Origin of the sequence: Actinomyces urogenitalis, assembly GCF_002861525.1 — a bacterium.
Taxonomy (GTDB): domain Bacteria; phylum Actinomycetota; class Actinomycetes; order Actinomycetales; family Actinomycetaceae; genus Actinomyces; species Actinomyces urogenitalis.
The window spans coordinates 160195-174148 of record NZ_PKHA01000004.1; the positions used below are offsets into that span (position 1 = coordinate 160195).

Annotated in this window: 11 protein-coding genes and 1 tRNA gene; 7 read left to right on the forward strand and 5 right to left on the reverse strand. The window is 70.3% G+C overall.

Features of this window, described 5'->3' with window-relative positions; all coding sequences use genetic code 11:
* Nucleotides 1–183: 183 nt before the first annotated feature.
* On the reverse strand, nt 184–2751 hold the full coding sequence (gene pepN, locus CYJ26_RS05680) for an aminopeptidase N (protein WP_101638098.1): 2568 nt from the start codon (nt 2749–2751) through the stop codon (nt 184–186).
* 185 nt (nt 2752–2936) lie between these two features.
* On the opposite strand from pepN, the gene CYJ26_RS05685 reads away from it, so the two are divergent.
* Nucleotides 2937–4052 (forward strand): glycerate kinase, encoded by a 1116-nt coding sequence (locus CYJ26_RS05685; protein WP_101638099.1) that lies wholly within the window; start codon nt 2937–2939, stop codon nt 4050–4052.
* A gap of 78 nt (nt 4053–4130) precedes the next feature.
* On the opposite strand, the gene CYJ26_RS05690 is transcribed toward CYJ26_RS05685, so the two are convergent.
* Nucleotides 4131–6212 carry a M13 family metallopeptidase gene (locus CYJ26_RS05690; RefSeq protein WP_081944888.1) on the reverse strand — a complete coding sequence of 694 codons (2082 nt, stop codon included), beginning with the start codon at nt 6210–6212 and terminating at the stop codon, nt 4131–4133.
* A gap of 85 nt (nt 6213–6297) precedes the next feature.
* Here CYJ26_RS05690 and CYJ26_RS05695 point away from each other — a divergent pair, with 85 nt between their 5' ends.
* The 3 genes from CYJ26_RS05695 to CYJ26_RS05705 all read left to right on the forward strand — a co-directional run bounded on the left by CYJ26_RS05695 (nt 6298) and on the right by CYJ26_RS05705 (nt 9253).
* Nucleotides 6298–6756 carry a ribose-5-phosphate isomerase gene (locus CYJ26_RS05695; RefSeq protein ID WP_006548617.1) on the forward strand — a complete coding sequence of 153 codons (459 nt, stop codon included), beginning with the start codon at nt 6298–6300 and terminating at the stop codon, nt 6754–6756.
* Between the two features lie 24 nt (nt 6757–6780).
* Nucleotides 6781–7863, forward strand: a complete 1083-nt coding sequence (locus CYJ26_RS05700) for an Fpg/Nei family DNA glycosylase (protein ID WP_024034879.1) — start codon at nt 6781–6783, stop codon at nt 7861–7863.
* 85 nt (nt 7864–7948) lie between these two features.
* Entirely contained in the window at nt 7949–9253 is a 1305-nt protein-coding gene (locus CYJ26_RS05705; RefSeq protein ID WP_006548619.1) for an alpha/beta fold hydrolase, read from the forward strand.
* A 23-nt stretch (nt 9254–9276) separates the two neighbouring features.
* On the opposite strand, the gene epsC is transcribed toward CYJ26_RS05705, so the two are convergent.
* From epsC to CYJ26_RS05720, 3 genes are all read right to left on the reverse strand, one after another.
* The gene (gene epsC / locus CYJ26_RS05710) at nt 9277–9852 is read right to left on the reverse strand and encodes a serine O-acetyltransferase EpsC (protein ID WP_006548620.1); all 576 of its coding nucleotides are present in this window, start codon (nt 9850–9852) and stop codon (nt 9277–9279) included.
* A gap of 142 nt (nt 9853–9994) precedes the next feature.
* On the reverse strand, nt 9995–10918 hold the full coding sequence (cysK, locus tag CYJ26_RS05715; protein WP_101638100.1) for a cysteine synthase A: 924 nt from the start codon (nt 10916–10918) through the stop codon (nt 9995–9997).
* 355 nt (nt 10919–11273) lie between these two features.
* Complete coding sequence (locus tag CYJ26_RS05720) at nt 11274–11957, reverse strand: IMPACT family protein (RefSeq protein ID WP_034234678.1); 684 nt, start codon at nt 11955–11957, stop codon at nt 11274–11276.
* A 183-nt stretch (nt 11958–12140) separates the two neighbouring features.
* Between CYJ26_RS05720 and rpmF the strand changes: the two genes are divergently transcribed.
* The 3 genes from rpmF (at nt 12141) to CYJ26_RS05735 (ending at nt 13947) form a co-directional block, all read left to right on the forward strand.
* Complete coding sequence (gene rpmF / locus CYJ26_RS05725; RefSeq protein ID WP_006548624.1) at nt 12141–12305, forward strand: 50S ribosomal protein L32; 165 nt, start codon at nt 12141–12143, stop codon at nt 12303–12305.
* Nucleotides 12306–12364: 59 nt separating this feature from the next.
* Nucleotides 12365–12438, forward strand: a tRNA-Gly gene (locus CYJ26_RS05730).
* 123 nt (nt 12439–12561) lie between these two features.
* Nucleotides 12562–13947, forward strand: a complete 1386-nt coding sequence (locus CYJ26_RS05735; protein WP_244902033.1) for a tyrosine-type recombinase/integrase — start codon at nt 12562–12564, stop codon at nt 13945–13947.
* Nucleotides 13948–13954: the final 7 nt, after the last annotated feature.

Genomic DNA, 13954 nt, shown 5'->3' on the forward strand with positions numbered 1-13954 from the left:
CTGCACGACGACGGCGCCGCTCGCCTTCCCCACGGAAGGCGGGCGGCGCCGTCGTTCATACACGCCTCAGGCTGGGCCTCCTGGCGTCTCAACCGTGGTTTCCTGTGCTGGACCGTCGGCTACGAGGCGCCGAGGGGCCGGTGGTGCACAGGAAACGACGATTGAGATGGTGCGCGGTGCGTATCAGCCCTGCAGCTCGCGAGCCTGGACCGCCACCACGCGGCGGGTGTCGTCCAGGTTCTCGCTCACGATGCGACGGAAGGCGTCCGGGGCGTCAGCGTGGGAGGCCAGCCACGCCTCCAGCGCCCCCACCGGGTCCACGCCCTCGAGCCCCACGGTGGCCACCGACCACAGCCGCGACAGGAGGTTCTCAGCCATGTGGAAGGTCCGCGAGGCCCAGATGGCGTCCGCCTCGCGCACGTACTCGCTCACGAAGGGCACGAGCAGCTCAGGGTGACGCTCGACGGCGGCAAAGCCCAGCAGGGTCTTGACCTGGGTCTCGTTGGGCATGGCGGAGCTCTCCACGAGCTCGCGCCAGGTCGCGGCCTTGGCCTCGGGCGTGGGCAGGGCCGCGCGGGCCTGGGCGGCGCGCTCACGGCCCGTGGTCGTACGGTCACGCTGCTCCTCGGCAGCGATCTCGGCCTCGCCGGCCTGGCCCGCCGCGACGAGGCCGATGAGCAGCTCCCAGCGCAGGTCCTGGTCCACCGTCAGGCCCTCAAGGACCTCGGAGCCGTCCAGCCACGCGGCCACCGTCGCGGTCTGCTCAGGCGTGACGGCGTGGGCGGCCACGGCGCGCACCAGCTGCAGCTGCTTGTCGCCGTCCGGCTCGGCAGCACGCGCCAGCCCCAGCAGCGACTGCGCGGCGCCGGAGGCCGCGGCCTTGCGGGAGGCTGGCGGCAGGTAGAAGGACAGACAGGTCGTGATCCGCGCGAGCAGGCCCTGGACCACCGAGGAGTGGGTCTCGACCTCAAGCGCCTTCAGCGCCGCGGCAAGGTAGCGCGAGGCCGGCATCTCGGCGTCGCGCACCATGTCCCAGGCCGAGGCGAGCACGATCGAGCGGGGCAGGGAGTCGGTGAAGGACGCAATACCAGCCAGGCCGGCCTCCAGGGAGGCCTCGTCCAGGCGCACCTTGGCGTAGGTGAGGTCGTCGTCGTTGAGGACGAGCACGTCGGCACGAGTGGTACCAACCAGCTCGGAGACCTCGGTGCGAGCCCCCTCCACGTCCAGCTCCACGCGCCCGGTGCGAGCAAGCGCCCCGTCGGCCAGGCTGTAGCTGCCGATCGCCACCCGGTGCGGGCGCAGGCTCGCCGGAGAACCCTGCGGGATCTCCTGGAGGACGGCGGCGGAGGTGATGACGCCGTCGGCATCGGTGTCCAGCTCCATGCGCAGGGTGGTGACCCCGGCCTCCTGCAGCCAGACCTTGGTCCAGGCCCCCAGGTCACGCCCGGAGGTCTTCTCCAGCTCGGCCAGCAGGTCAGCCAGCGTGGCGTTGGAGTAGGCGTGGGCGGCCAGGTAGGAGGCGATGCCCTTGAAGAAGGCCTCGCGGCCCACGTAGGCCACCAGCGCCGTGAGCACCGAGGCGCCCTTGGCGTAGGTGATGCCGTCGAAGTTGACCTCGACGTCGTGCAGGTCCTTGATCTCAGCGGCGATGGGGTGGGTGGAGGAGAGCTGGTCCTGGTTGTAGGCCCAGGTCTTCTCCAGCGCCTGGAAGGTGGTCCAGGCATCGGTGAAGCGCGTGGTCTCCGCGGTGGCCAGGGTGGAGGTGTACTCGGCGAAGGACTCATTGAGCCACAGGTCGTTCCACCACTTCATCGTCACCATGTCCCCGAACCACATGTGGGCCAGCTCGTGGAGGATGGTGACGGCGCGGCGCTCGACGCGGGCCTCGACGGGCCGTGAGCGGAAGATGTAGTCGTCGCGGTGGGTCACGCAACCAGCGTTTTCCATCGCTCCTGCGTTGAACTCAGGTACGAAAACCTGGTCGTACTTGGTGAAGGCGTAGGGGGTGCCGAACAGCTCCTCGTAGAAGGCGAAGCCGCCCTTGGTGATGTCCAGGATCTCCTCGGCGTCCATGTACTGCGCCAGCGAGGCGCGGCAGTAGGTGCCCAGCGGGATCTCGCGGCCGTCAACGCTGGTGTAGGAGCCGGTCACTCCCTCATACGGGCCGGCCACGATCGCGGTGATGTAGGAGCTGATGCGCTCGGTGGGGGAGAAGGCGAAGACCTGCGTGCCCTCGTGGGCGCCCGAGGTGGGTGCGGGCGTGGGGGAGTTGGAGAAGACCGTCCAGCCGGCCGGGGCCGTGACGGTGAAGGTGAAGGAGGCCTTGAGGTCAGGCTGCTCGAAGACGGTGAAGACCCGGCGCGAGTCCGGCACCTCGAACTGGGAGTAGAGGTAGGTCTCGCCGTCAGCGGGGTCGGTGAAGCGGTGAAGGCCCTCGCCGGTGTGCATGTAAGCGCAGTCAGCGACGACCGTCAGCTCGTTGTCAGCCTTGAGGTCACCCAGGACGATGCGCGAGTCCACGTAGACCTCGGCCGGGTCCAGGTCCTTGCCGTTGAGCACGATCGAGTGGACGGTGGGGGCGATGAGGTCGATGAAGGTGGTGGCCCCGGGCGTCGCGCTGAAGCGCACGGTGGTGGCCGAGTGGAAGGTCTCCTCACCGCGGGTCAGGTCCAGGGCGATGTCGTAGCTGGCGACTGAGAGGAGCTCGGCGCGCTTGGCCGCCTCCTCGCGGGTCAGGTTCTGACCGGGCATGGGGTCTCCTTCGTCTGGGTCTGCTGGTGGTGCGCGTCTTGTGACCGGCGCGCCCCGCCGCAGGAGTAGCCCGACGGCGGAGCGGCACCGCCGGCCATCCTCTCACCGCCCGGTGCGTGACCCAAGCCGCACCGTGCCCCGGCCTCGGCTAGCCTCGGTGGCAGCGACCCGCGAGAGGAGCAGGTATGAGGATCGTGGCAGCGCCGGACTCCTTCAAGGAGTCCATGACCGCGCGCCAGGCGGCCCTGGCGATGGAGCGGGGAGCGCACGCGGTGCTGCCCGAGGCTGAGGTCGCCAGCGTCCCGATGTCCGACGGCGGAGAGGGCTTCGTTGAGGCTGTCGCCTCAGCCTGGGGCGCCCGGCTGGTCGAGGTGGACACGGTCGATGCCCTGGGGCGCCCGATACGGGTGCGCTACGGCCTCGATGCCGGCCGCGCGGTGATGGACGTGGCCAGCTGTGCCGGGCTGCAGCTCGTGGCGCCGGCGGATCGTGACGTCATGGCCTCCACGACGGCGGGGCTGGGGCTCGTCATCCGTCACGCGCTGTCCCGCGGCGCGCGCCACCTGCTGCTGGGGATCGGTGGCTCGGCCACCAATGACTGCGGCATGGGCATGCTCGCGGCGCTGGGAGCCCGGCTGGAGGACTCCGGCGGACGTGAGGTGGCTCCCGCCTGCCCCTCGCAGCTGGCACGCGTGGTGAGGATCGACGTATCTGGGCTGGACCCGGCGCTCGCGGACACCGATCTGGAAGTGGCCTGCGACGTGACCAACCCGCTCACCGGTCCGCACGGAGCCACGGCTGTCTTTGGGCCGCAGAAGGGGGTGCGTGCTGATCAGGTGGGGCAGTTGGACGCCCTGCTGGGACACCTGGCGCAGGTCAGTGGGCACCAGGCCGTGGCTCAGGAGGCCGGGGCCGGCGCAGCGGGTGGCCTGGGTTTCGCGCTGCGGGCCTTTCTGGGGGTGCGCCTTGTGCCGGGCACGGAGCTGGTGGCTCGCGCCGTCGGCCTGGAGGAGGCTGTCAAGGGCGCTGACCTCGTGCTCACGGGTGAGGGCTCGGTGGACGCCCAGACGGCCGCAGGTAAGACCCCGGCCGGCGTGGCGGTGCTGGCTCGCCGAGCCGGCGTGCCGTGCGTGGTCTTTGCCGGCAGGATCGGCCCGGGGGCGAGCGCGCTGGAGGAGCTGGGCGCGCGAGTGGTGCCGATCGTGGACGAGGAGGTCGCGGTCGAGCAGGCGCTGCGAGAGGGGCCGCGCAACCTCGCGCGGGCGGTGGCGCGGTACCTGGAAGGCACTGCGCAGAGTTGACGGCGAAGGGCGGCCCGAGTGGCGCCGTCGCGCTCCTCAGGCCGCCCTCGTCCCGTTCTCAGTCCTGGGCGCTGTAGCTCACCAGATGCTGACTCGCTCCTTGGGGTCAAGCCACAGGCCATCACCCTCGACCACGCCGAAGGCCTCGTAGAAGGCCTCGACGTTGCGCACGATCCCGTTGCAGCGGAACTCCGCCGGGGAGTGCGGGTCGATCGTCAGGAGCAGCTCGGCCTGCTCATCGCGGTTCTTGCCTCGCCAGATCCGGGCCCAGGAGTAGAAGAAACGCTCCAGCGCGCTGAGCCCGTCGATGACCGGTGCCTCGCCCACCGAGCTGACGCCCTCGCGTGCCAGCGCCAGGCGGTAGGCCTTGAGCGCGATACCCAGCCCACCCAGGTCACCGATGTTCTCCCCGATGGTCAGCGCGCCGTTGACGTGCGGCACCTCGGCCACCGGCGTGCCCTCACGCTCGGCCCGGGCCACGAGCGAGGCGGGCTGGAAGGCGTCGTACTGGGCGATGAGTGCCTTGGTGCGCTCAGCGAAGGCCTCACGGTCCTCGTCGGTCCACCAGTCCACCACCTTTCCGGTGCCGTCGAAGGTCGAGCCCTGGTCATCGAAGCCGTGCCCGATCTCGTGCCCGATCACCGCGCCGATGCCGGCGTAGTTCACGGCGGCGTCGGCCTGCGGGTCGAAGAAGGGAGGCTGGAGGATGGCGGCGGGGAAGACGATCTCGTTCATCGTCGGGTTGTAGTAGGCGTTGACCGTCTGCGGGGTCATGTGCCACTCGTCGCGGTCCACCGGGCCAGCGAGCTTGCGCAGCGCTCGGGCCAGGTCGAAGTCCTCCACGCTGCGCACGCTGGCCAGCAGGTCCCCGGGCGTGATGACGACGGCGGAGTAGTCGCGCCAGGTGGTCGGGTAACCGATCTTCGGGGTGAACTGGGCCAGCTTGTCCAGCGCGCGCTCGCGCGTGGCCGGCCCCATCCACTCCAGCGAGGAGATGGACTGGCGGTAGGCCTCGATAAGGTCGGCGACCAGCGTCTCCATGGCCTCCTTGTGCGAGGGCGGGAAGTGCCGCTCAACGTAGATCTCGCCCAGCGCCTCGCCCAGGCACGCCTCGACCAGGCCGACGCCCCGCTTCCAGCGGGGGCGCAGCTCGTCCACACCCTGCAGGCGCTGGGAGTAGAAGGAGAAGTTCTCGTTGACGAAGGAGGAGGACAGCAGCGTCGCGCGGCCGTGAACCACGTGCCAGGCCGCCCACAGCCTCAGGTCCTCCAGGTCGGTCGCGCGCCACACGCTGGCGGCGTGGGCGAGGTAGTCAGGCTGCTCGACGATGGCGTGTGCAAGGAAGTCGCCCATCTGCGCGCCCGCGGCACGGGCTGCTGCCTCGATGCCCTCGCGCCAGGCCTGCCAGGGGAAGCCTGCTCCAGCCTGGACGATCTCCTGCCAGGAGCGTGGGTTGTTCATCTTCTCGATGTCGCGGCAGGCCACGCGGTCCCAGTGCCCCTTGGCCAGCGCGGTCTCCACGGCCATGACGCGCGCTACAGCGCGTGCGGCGGCTGCCTCGTCCTCGGCGATCCCGGCCAGGCGCAGCATCGTGGCGATGTGTGCCACGTAGGCCTGGCGGACCTCGGCCTGGGCCTCCTCGCGGTAGTAGGACTCGTCAGGCAGGCCGATACCGGCCTGGCCCACCCAGGTGGTGTAGCGCTCGGGGGCGTTGAGGTCGTTCTCCACGTCCACGCCGACCACGCCGCTAAACCCGGTGGGGATCAAGGAACCGAGCAACCGCGCCAGCTCCTCCTTGGTGGTGGCGGCCAGGACCGGGGCAAGCTCTGCCTCCAAGGGCTGGGCGCCGAGGGACTCGATGTGCTCGGCATCCATGAAGGTGGCGTACAGGCCGGCGATCTTGCCTGCTGGCGTGGTTAGATCGGGCTGGGAGGCGGCCAGCTCCTCCAGGATCGCGTGGCAGGCCTCTTCGGAGGCGTCACGCAGGTCGTAGAAGGAACCGGCGCTCGGGCGGTCTGCAGGGATCGGGGCGGTGGCCAGCCAAGTGCCGTTGACGTGGCGGAAGAGGTCGTCCTGGACGCGGACGGAGGTGTCAGCGGCGGCGGTGTCCAGCACGCCGGCCAGGATCGGGGAGGCGTCGGTCGGTGTGGTCTCAGTCATGGTGACAACCTAGTGGTCGCCGCGTCCCGTGCTCGATCGTGCTCACGGTCGGCGGTGACTGTTCGCGTGAGGCACAATTGCGCCCATGCGTATTCACATTGGAACGGACCATGCTGGATTTGAGCTCAAGGGTGTGCTCGTCAGCCACCTCACTGAGCAGGGTCACGAGGTTGTGGACCACGGCTGCTACGTCTACGACCGCCTCGATGACTACCCTGAGTTCTGCTTTGCCGCAGCCGAGGCCGTCGTCGCTGACCCCGGCTCGCTCGGCATCGTGCTGGGCGGATCGGGCAACGGTGAGCAGATCGCCGCCAACAAGGTCGACGGCGTGCGCGCGGCACTGGTCTGGAACGTCGAGACCGCCAGGCTCGCCCGCCAGCACAACAACGCCAACGTGGCGGGCCTGGGCGCGCGTCAGCACTCCACCGAGGAAGCCATCGAGATCCTCGACGCCTTCGTGGCCGAGCCCTTCTCTGGCGAGGAGCGTCACCAGGGCCGCATTGACCAGGTCCTGGACTACGAGCGCGCCCACCACAGCGCCTGAGCCAGGCCGGGTACCGTCTGGCCCATGCCTGAAGGTCATACGATCCACCGGCTCGCCGCCGCCCTCAGCGAGCTCTTTGGCGGCCAGCGCCTGCACGTGTCCTCCCCACAGGGGCGTTTTGCTGCCGGCGCCGCGCGCCTGGACGGCCAGGTACTGGTGGGGGCCGAGGCCCACGGCAAGCACCTCTTCGTTGCCTTCGCTCCGCAGGCTGATATTCCCTTCGAGCTGCCCGGCGCGGGCAGCGTTCGTGCTGGATCGGGTCAGGCGCGCCCTCGCAGGCTGACTGAGAGCGCTGACTGCCCGCCAGCCGACGGGCCGGCGCCGGTGACATGGCTGCGGATTCACCTGGGCCTGTACGGCTCGTGGACCTTCGACGGCGACTCCACCTTCACCGCGCCCCACGCCATCGGGGCACCCCGCCGGCGGGTGGGGGAGCGTGGTGAGCACGCGCTGGCCCACGGCGGCGGCTCGGCCCTGTCAGGTCTGTCTGGCGGGCAGGACGACGCCGCAGGCCTCCCTGCGGAGCCTTCGCCCGGCCAGTGGCAGGCGCCCGAGCCCCGAGGTGCGGTGCGAGTACGCCTGGAAGGTGATCACGGCGTCGCCGACCTGACCGGACCGGCGGCATGCGAGATCCTCGATACCTGCGAGGTGGCGCAGGTCCGCCGTCGCCTTGGCCCTGATCCGCTGAGGCCCGACGGCGACCCGCAGGTCTTCGTGGACGCCGTGCGCCGTCGTCGTAAGGCGGTCGGCGAGCTGCTCATGGACCAGTCGGTCATCTCCGGAGTCGGCAACATCTACCGTGCCGAGTCCCTGCTGCGCAGGGGCGTGAGCCCCTTCGTGCCCGGCAACCGGGTGAGCGAGAAACGTCTGCACGGGCTGTGGGAGGACCTGGTCCCGCTCATGGAGTACGGCGTGGCCACAGGCTTCATCACCACCGTGGAGCCCGAGGACGTGCCCGAGCCGGTGCCGGCCGGGGACGAGGAAGCGGCCCGCTGGTACGTCTACCACCGCACGGGCCGGCCCTGTCTACGTTGTGGCACGCCCGTGAGCGAGAGGGAGGTCGCCGGACGGCGCCTGTTCTGGTGCCCCCGCTGCCAGGCTCGCTGAGCTGCCGGGCTCGCTGAGCTGCCGGGTCTGCTGAGCCGGGAGGGTCTGGCTGCTGCCTGGGCGGCGAGTGGGTAGCGTGAGGCCTATGAGCACCACCTCGCGCCTGATCACCGGCCCCTGGACCACCTCCGTCGCGGGACTGTTCTGCCGCGACCTGCACCTACGGGTGCCGCTGGATCGCTCTGGAGCCGGGGACACCCTGCCTGATGGCAGCCGCGAGATCACCGTCTACGCCCGTGAGGTCGCCCGGCGCTCGGCCCTGGAGGCAGCCCCGAGTGAGCTGCCGGCGCTCGTCTTCCTCCAGGGAGGACCGGGCTGCGAGTCACCGCGCCCGGGCGGCGACGGCGGGGCGGGCTGGCTGAGCGCGGTGCTCGAGCACTACCGCGTCATCCTGCTTGACCAGCGAGGCACAGGTGCCTCCACGCCGATCGACCGGCCCGATGCCGGGGGAGATGCCCGAGGCACAGCACGCCTGCTCACTCATTTCCGCGCTGACGAGATCGTCGAGGACTGCGAAGACCTGCGCCGGGCGATGGGGATCGAGCGGTGGAGCCTGCTGGGCCAGTCCTTCGGGGGCTTCTGCACGATCCGCTACGCCAGTGCTCATCCCGACAGCCTGGAGACCATCTACCTCACAGGAGGCCTGCCCGCCGTCGGGCGCTCGATCGACGAGGTCTACGCCCTCACCTACGAGGCGATGCGGGCCAAGTCCGAGGAGCACTACGCGCGCTACCCCGGTGACCGTCAGGCGATGGCGCGCCTGGCCGAGCTGGCGGGGCGCGGCGAGCTGACGACGTCGAGCGGGGAGGTGGTGGGACCGGAGCGGCTGCGGTCGCTGGGCTCGCTGCTGGGGGCCAGCGGCGGTACGGACACGCTGCACTACCTGCTGGAGCGGGACCCGGAGAGCTGGGCCTTACGCTACGGCCTCGGCCAGCTGCTGGCTTTCGGCGGGCGCTTTCCGCTCTACGCCGTCATCCACGAGTCCTGCTGGGCCGATGGCGGCGTGACCGGCTGGGCCGCGGCGCGTGTGCGTCCGGCGGTCTTCGATGACGATCCGACGCTGCTGACCGGTGAGCACGTGCGCCCGGAGTTCTTCACCGAGGACGCCACGTTGCGGCCCTGGCGTGAGGTCGCTGAGCTCGTGGCGCACCAGGAGTGGCCGGCGCTCTACGACCCGGCGAGCCTGGCCAGCGGAGGCGTGCGCGGGGCGGCGGCGGTGTATGCCAGGGACGTGTACGTGCCGATGCAGACCTCGCTCGCCACGGCGGCGCTGGTGCCCGGCCTGCGCACCTGGGTGACCAGCGAGTACGAGCACAACGGCTCGCGCGCCAGCGGGGGAGAGGTCTTCCGTCGCCTGCGGGACCTGGCCGGCGGCGTCGTCGTGCGCTGAGCGCCCCTGGGGGCGAGGGAGTCTCAGATATAGATCGTGGGGTCGAGCATGAGCTCGGGATCGGTGCGTGGGTCGCGCACGCGCGCGGGCACGCCCACGCCCACGTGCTCAGCCGGCAGGTTCTTCACCAGCACCGCGTTCGCCCCGATCTTGGCGCCGTCCTCGACCGTGACAGGGCCGAGCACCTTCGCGCCGGCCCCGATCTGGACGTTGTTGCCGATCGTGGGGTGCCGCTTGCCGGGGTTGGTGGAGACACCGCCCAGGGTGACGCCGTGGTACATGAGGACGTCGTCACCCACCTCGGCGGTCTCCCCGATGACCACACCCATGCCGTGGTCAATGAAGAACCTCTGGCCGATCGTGGCGCCGGGGTGGATCTCGATACCGGTGAGGTTGCGGGCCGTCTGGGAGATCGCCCGCGCAGCGAAGGTATGCCCGGATCCCCACAGGTGATGGGCCAGGCGATAGGCCCATACCGCGTGTACGCCTGGGTAGAGCAGGGCGACCTCCAGGTTGGAACGGGCTGCCGGGTCCTGACGCCGTGCGGCGGCCAGGTCCTCCTTGGCCGTGCGGAGGAGAGAACGGTGGGTGGATCGCATGGGTAGTCCTGGTCGTGGAAGAAGCTGGTCACTAGACGAACGCCGACGGCGGCTCCCCTGTTCCCAGGGGAGCCGCCGTCGTATGACGGGACAGCTCGGGAGTGCTCACCCCGCAGCGGGACCGCGCCTTGGCCGGCAGGTCTTAGCTGAGGTAGTCGGCGTACAGCGGGGTGGACAGGTAGCGCTCGCCGGTATCAGGAAGCACCGTCACGATGGTCTTGCCCTCCAGCTCCGGGCGCTGGGAGAGCAGGTCCGCGGCGGCCAGGGCGGCACCGGAGGAGATGCCGACCAGCAGGCCCTCCTCCTTGGCGGCGCGGCGGGCGTAGGTCAGCGCGTCCTCGGAGGAGATGTGCAGCAGCTCGTCCCAGATGCCCTGGTCGAGGACCTCCGGGACCATGTTCGGGCCCAGGCCCTGGATCTTGTGCGGGGCAGCGTGGCCCTCGCTCAGCAGCGGGGACTCGGCAGGCTCGACGCCGTAGATCTTGACGCCGGGAACCCTCTGGCGCAGCACGGTGCCCACGCCGGTCAGCGTGCCGCCGGTGCCGATTCCGGCGACGAAGGCGTCCACCGTGCCGGCCTGCTCCAGGATCTCCAGGGCCGTGGTCTCGCGGTGGACCTTGGGGTTGGCCGGGTTGGTGAACTGGGAGGCGAGGATCGAGTTCTCGGTGGCTGCCTGGATCTCCTGGGCCTTCTTGACCGCTCCGGCGACCCCTCCCTCGGAGGTGAGCACCAGCTCGGCGCCGAAGGCGCGCATGATGGCGCGGCGCTCCTTGCTCATGGTCTCAGGCATGGTGATGACCACGCGGTAGCCGAGGGCAGCGCCCACCATCGCCAGTCCCACGCCCGTGTTGCCACTGGTGGCCTCGACGATCGTGCCACCGGGCTTGAGCGCCCCGGCGGCCTCGGCCGCGCGCACGATCGACAGGGCGATGCGGTCCTTGACCGAGCTGGCGGGCTCGAAGGCCTCGACCTTGGCCAGGACGGTGGCGGGGCCGGAGATGACGCGGTTGATCTTGACCAGCGGGGTGTTGCCGACGGCCTCGGTGATGTTGGACAGGTAAGCCATGATGCTTCTTCCTTGTGATGTCCCGGGTACTCATGTCCCGGCAGATGGGTCAGTCAGAGGTGCGAGTGTGGGGCAGGGGTGCTGCTGATGCAGGGGTGGGCTGATGCCCTGAGCGCCGGGCAAGTACGCGTCATCGCGCGCACTCAAGCTCGTGGCCTGGCGCCCTACCGACACTGGCAGCAGGAGAGGGACATCGCACACATGACGCCGTTGGCCACCATGGGGGTCCTCCTCTCCTGAGGCGTGGCTCGGTGCTGTGCCAAGCCTGACTGGTTGAGGTGACAATAACCCTCGCGGTAGGAGGGACGTCAAGGCGTCCGCATAGTGACCTACGCCGGTCGCGGGGTGCTAGCGCTCAGACGGGCAGCTCGACGACGGCGCTTCCGGCCGGCTCGGGAACCGCCTCGCCCTGGGTAAGGGAGGCGAGCAGCTCAGCCAGGGGTGCAGGGTCGGGTGAGTCGGTGGCCAGCAGGACGACGGCGTGGGTCGGCCCCCAGATCGTCTCCTTGACGCTGAGGTCTGGATGGGCACGCAGGTCCGCCTCCAGGCGGCCGGCGTCGGTGACGGGCACGCGTACGTCCCACAGGTAACGGGTGGCGAGGCGGACCTGGGACGCCGCTGCCAGACCCTGGGCAGCGGCGTCGGAGTAGGCGCGGACCAGCCCTCCGGTTCCCAGCAGCGTGCCCCCGAAGTAGCGGGTGACCACGACGGTGGTGTTCGTCAGTCCCGTTCCCCGCAGGACCTCCAGCATCGGCTGACCGGCGGTGCCGGAGGGCTCGCCGTCGTCCGACGAGCGCTCGATGGGCAGGGCGCCGGGGACCGAGACGATGAAGGCCGAGCAGTGGTGCCGGGCCGTGGGGTGGGCTGCGCGTACCGAGGCGATGAAGGCCCGGGCCTCCTCCTCAGAGTCGGTGCGGGCTGCGCGAGCCAGGAAGTGGGAGCGCTTGACCTCCAGATCAGTCTCCGGGTGAGGCTGGCGGGCCAGTGTCAGCATGGCAGGGGGAGTGGAGGCGGCGCTGGAGGGAGATGCGGAGGGCATGACAGGATCCTCCCAGACGCCGCGTGTGGCTCAGATGCCAGGCGGCTGACGGCGCAAGGGACTGATCTCACATGCCGAAGCGGGGTAGCGGGGTGGAAGCCGCTCCATGGAAGTCGTTATGGTGTCCCTCGGTCCAGTTTTCGATGGATCGTGCGATCCCCAGACTTTGGAAGGAGCGGGCTCATGGCAGTGCCGAAGCGGAAGATGTCCCGCAGCAACACCCGCAACCGCCGCTCGCAGTGGAAGGCTGAGCTCACCGAGCTCAACACCATCCGCGTCGCGGGCCGCGAGATCACCGTGCCCCGCCGCCTGGCGAAGGCCTACAAGACCGGTCTCCTGGAGCACTGAGTCTTGACTGACTCAGCCGCCTAGCGGCTTGAGTCTCGGGGCTGGAACCAGCCCTGCACGCGAGTGTAGTTCAATGGTAGAACGGCAGCCTTCCAAGCTGCACACGCGGGTTCGATTCCCGTCACTCGCTCCATGACTTTCCGTTGAAACGGCGCCGATTCCTCAACCAAGGGAACGGCGCCGTCTCGCTGGAAACGTGCACGCGTGACCAATCGTGACCAATGGAGTCGCCGGGCGCTGCGGGAGAGGATCCCCGATGCCACGGCGCAAGCCTATGCACTCGGCCTTCGGCACCGTGACCGGCCTGCCCTCAGGGCGCTTCCGGGTGCGGTACACCGGCCCCGACGGCAGACGTCACTCAGCCCCCACCACCTTCGACACACGCGCCCAGGCAGAAGCCTGGCTGATCGGCGTACAGGCTGACGTGCTGCGCGGCACCTGGACAGCCCCCACCCTCACAGCCCCCACGACACTGGCCGAGTACATCCCTACCTTCCTGACCCACCGAGCCGCCGAACTGCGCCCCTCGACCCTGGGCCTGTACGACCGCCTGGCACGCTCCTTCGTCCTCGCCCCCGTCGGAACCAGCCCCGCCACCACCGTGGACCTGTCCACGGTGCCGCTCGCACAGATCACCACCCCGCTCGTGCGCGACTGGCACACCGCCCTGTGCGACCAACTCGACCGCTCAGCCACCACACGCACCACGACCGCCGCCGTGCGCGCCACCCGCCGCACCCACCCCGCCCGCGCCTGGGCCCAGGCCAGCGGGATCGACGTACCGGCCACCGGGCGCCTGCCCCGCACGGTCCTGGCCGCCTGGCAGGCCGCCGGACGTCCTCAGCCGGCCCCGCACCTCCGGGAGGACACCGGACGCCGCCCAGGCCGTTGCCAGGCCTCCCAGGCCTACAGGCTGCTGCGAACCGTCCTCAACCAGGCCGTGGAGGACGGGCTGATCGACCACAACCCCGCCCGTGTGCGAGGCGCAGGCACCTCACACGCCCCCGAACGCAAGCCCCTGACCCCCGCCGAGGTCTCGGCCCTGGCAGCCGCCATGCCGCCACACCTACGCGCCGCCGCCCTGCTGGCCGCCTACTCAGGACTGCGCCCCGGCGAGGTGTTCGCCCTACGACGCCGAGACATCGACCTCAGCGACCCAGCCAATCCCACCGTGACCGTTGAGCGCACACAAACCAGCACGCGAGACCGCCAACCCACCATCGGCGCCCCCAAGACCGCCGCCGGACGGCGCACCGTCACCGTCCCGGCCACCGTCGCCCGCGCCCTGGCCCGCCACCTCGACACCTACACCGCCCCCGGGCCCGACGCCCTGGCATTCACGACCACCACAGGCGGGCCCGTGCTCGCCTCCCAGCGCTCGCGCGCCATGGCCACCGCCCGCGCAGCCATCGGACGCGACGACGTGACATGGCACCACCTGCGCCACACCGGCGCCACCCTGGCCGCCATCAGCGGCGCCACCATGGCCGAACTACAGGCACGCATCGGCCACGCCTCACCACGCGCCGCCGCCATCTACCAACACGCCATCGCGGGCCGAGACGCCCAGATCGCCGCCGCCCTGGACACCTACGCCGCTACACCCACCAACGTGGTGCCCCTGCGCCGCCTCAGCGCCTAACCACCAC

What these genes read in the sequence shown, in the direction of transcription:
- rpmF (WP_006548624.1), top strand. Translation starts at nt 12,141, where the DNA reads ATGGCAGTGCCGAAGCGGAAGATGTCCCGCAGCAACACCCGCAACCGC.
- CYJ26_RS05720 (WP_034234678.1), bottom strand. Translation starts at nt 11,957, where the DNA reads ATGCCCTCCGCATCTCCCTCCAGCGCCGCCTCCACTCCCCCTGCCATG.
- CYJ26_RS05735 (WP_244902033.1), top strand. Translation starts at nt 12,562, where the DNA reads ATGCCACGGCGCAAGCCTATGCACTCGGCCTTCGGCACCGTGACCGGC.
- CYJ26_RS05685 (WP_101638099.1), top strand. Translation starts at nt 2,937, where the DNA reads ATGAGGATCGTGGCAGCGCCGGACTCCTTCAAGGAGTCCATGACCGCG.
- CYJ26_RS05705 (WP_006548619.1), top strand. Translation starts at nt 7,949, where the DNA reads ATGAGCACCACCTCGCGCCTGATCACCGGCCCCTGGACCACCTCCGTC.
- CYJ26_RS05695 (WP_006548617.1), top strand. Translation starts at nt 6,298, where the DNA reads ATGCGTATTCACATTGGAACGGACCATGCTGGATTTGAGCTCAAGGGT.
- pepN (WP_101638098.1), bottom strand. Translation starts at nt 2,751, where the DNA reads ATGCCCGGTCAGAACCTGACCCGCGAGGAGGCGGCCAAGCGCGCCGAG.
- cysK (WP_101638100.1), bottom strand. Translation starts at nt 10,918, where the DNA reads ATGGCTTACCTGTCCAACATCACCGAGGCCGTCGGCAACACCCCGCTG.
- epsC (WP_006548620.1), bottom strand. Translation starts at nt 9,852, where the DNA reads ATGCGATCCACCCACCGTTCTCTCCTCCGCACGGCCAAGGAGGACCTG.
- CYJ26_RS05700 (WP_024034879.1), top strand. Translation starts at nt 6,781, where the DNA reads ATGCCTGAAGGTCATACGATCCACCGGCTCGCCGCCGCCCTCAGCGAG.
- CYJ26_RS05690 (WP_081944888.1), bottom strand. Translation starts at nt 6,212, where the DNA reads ATGACTGAGACCACACCGACCGACGCCTCCCCGATCCTGGCCGGCGTG.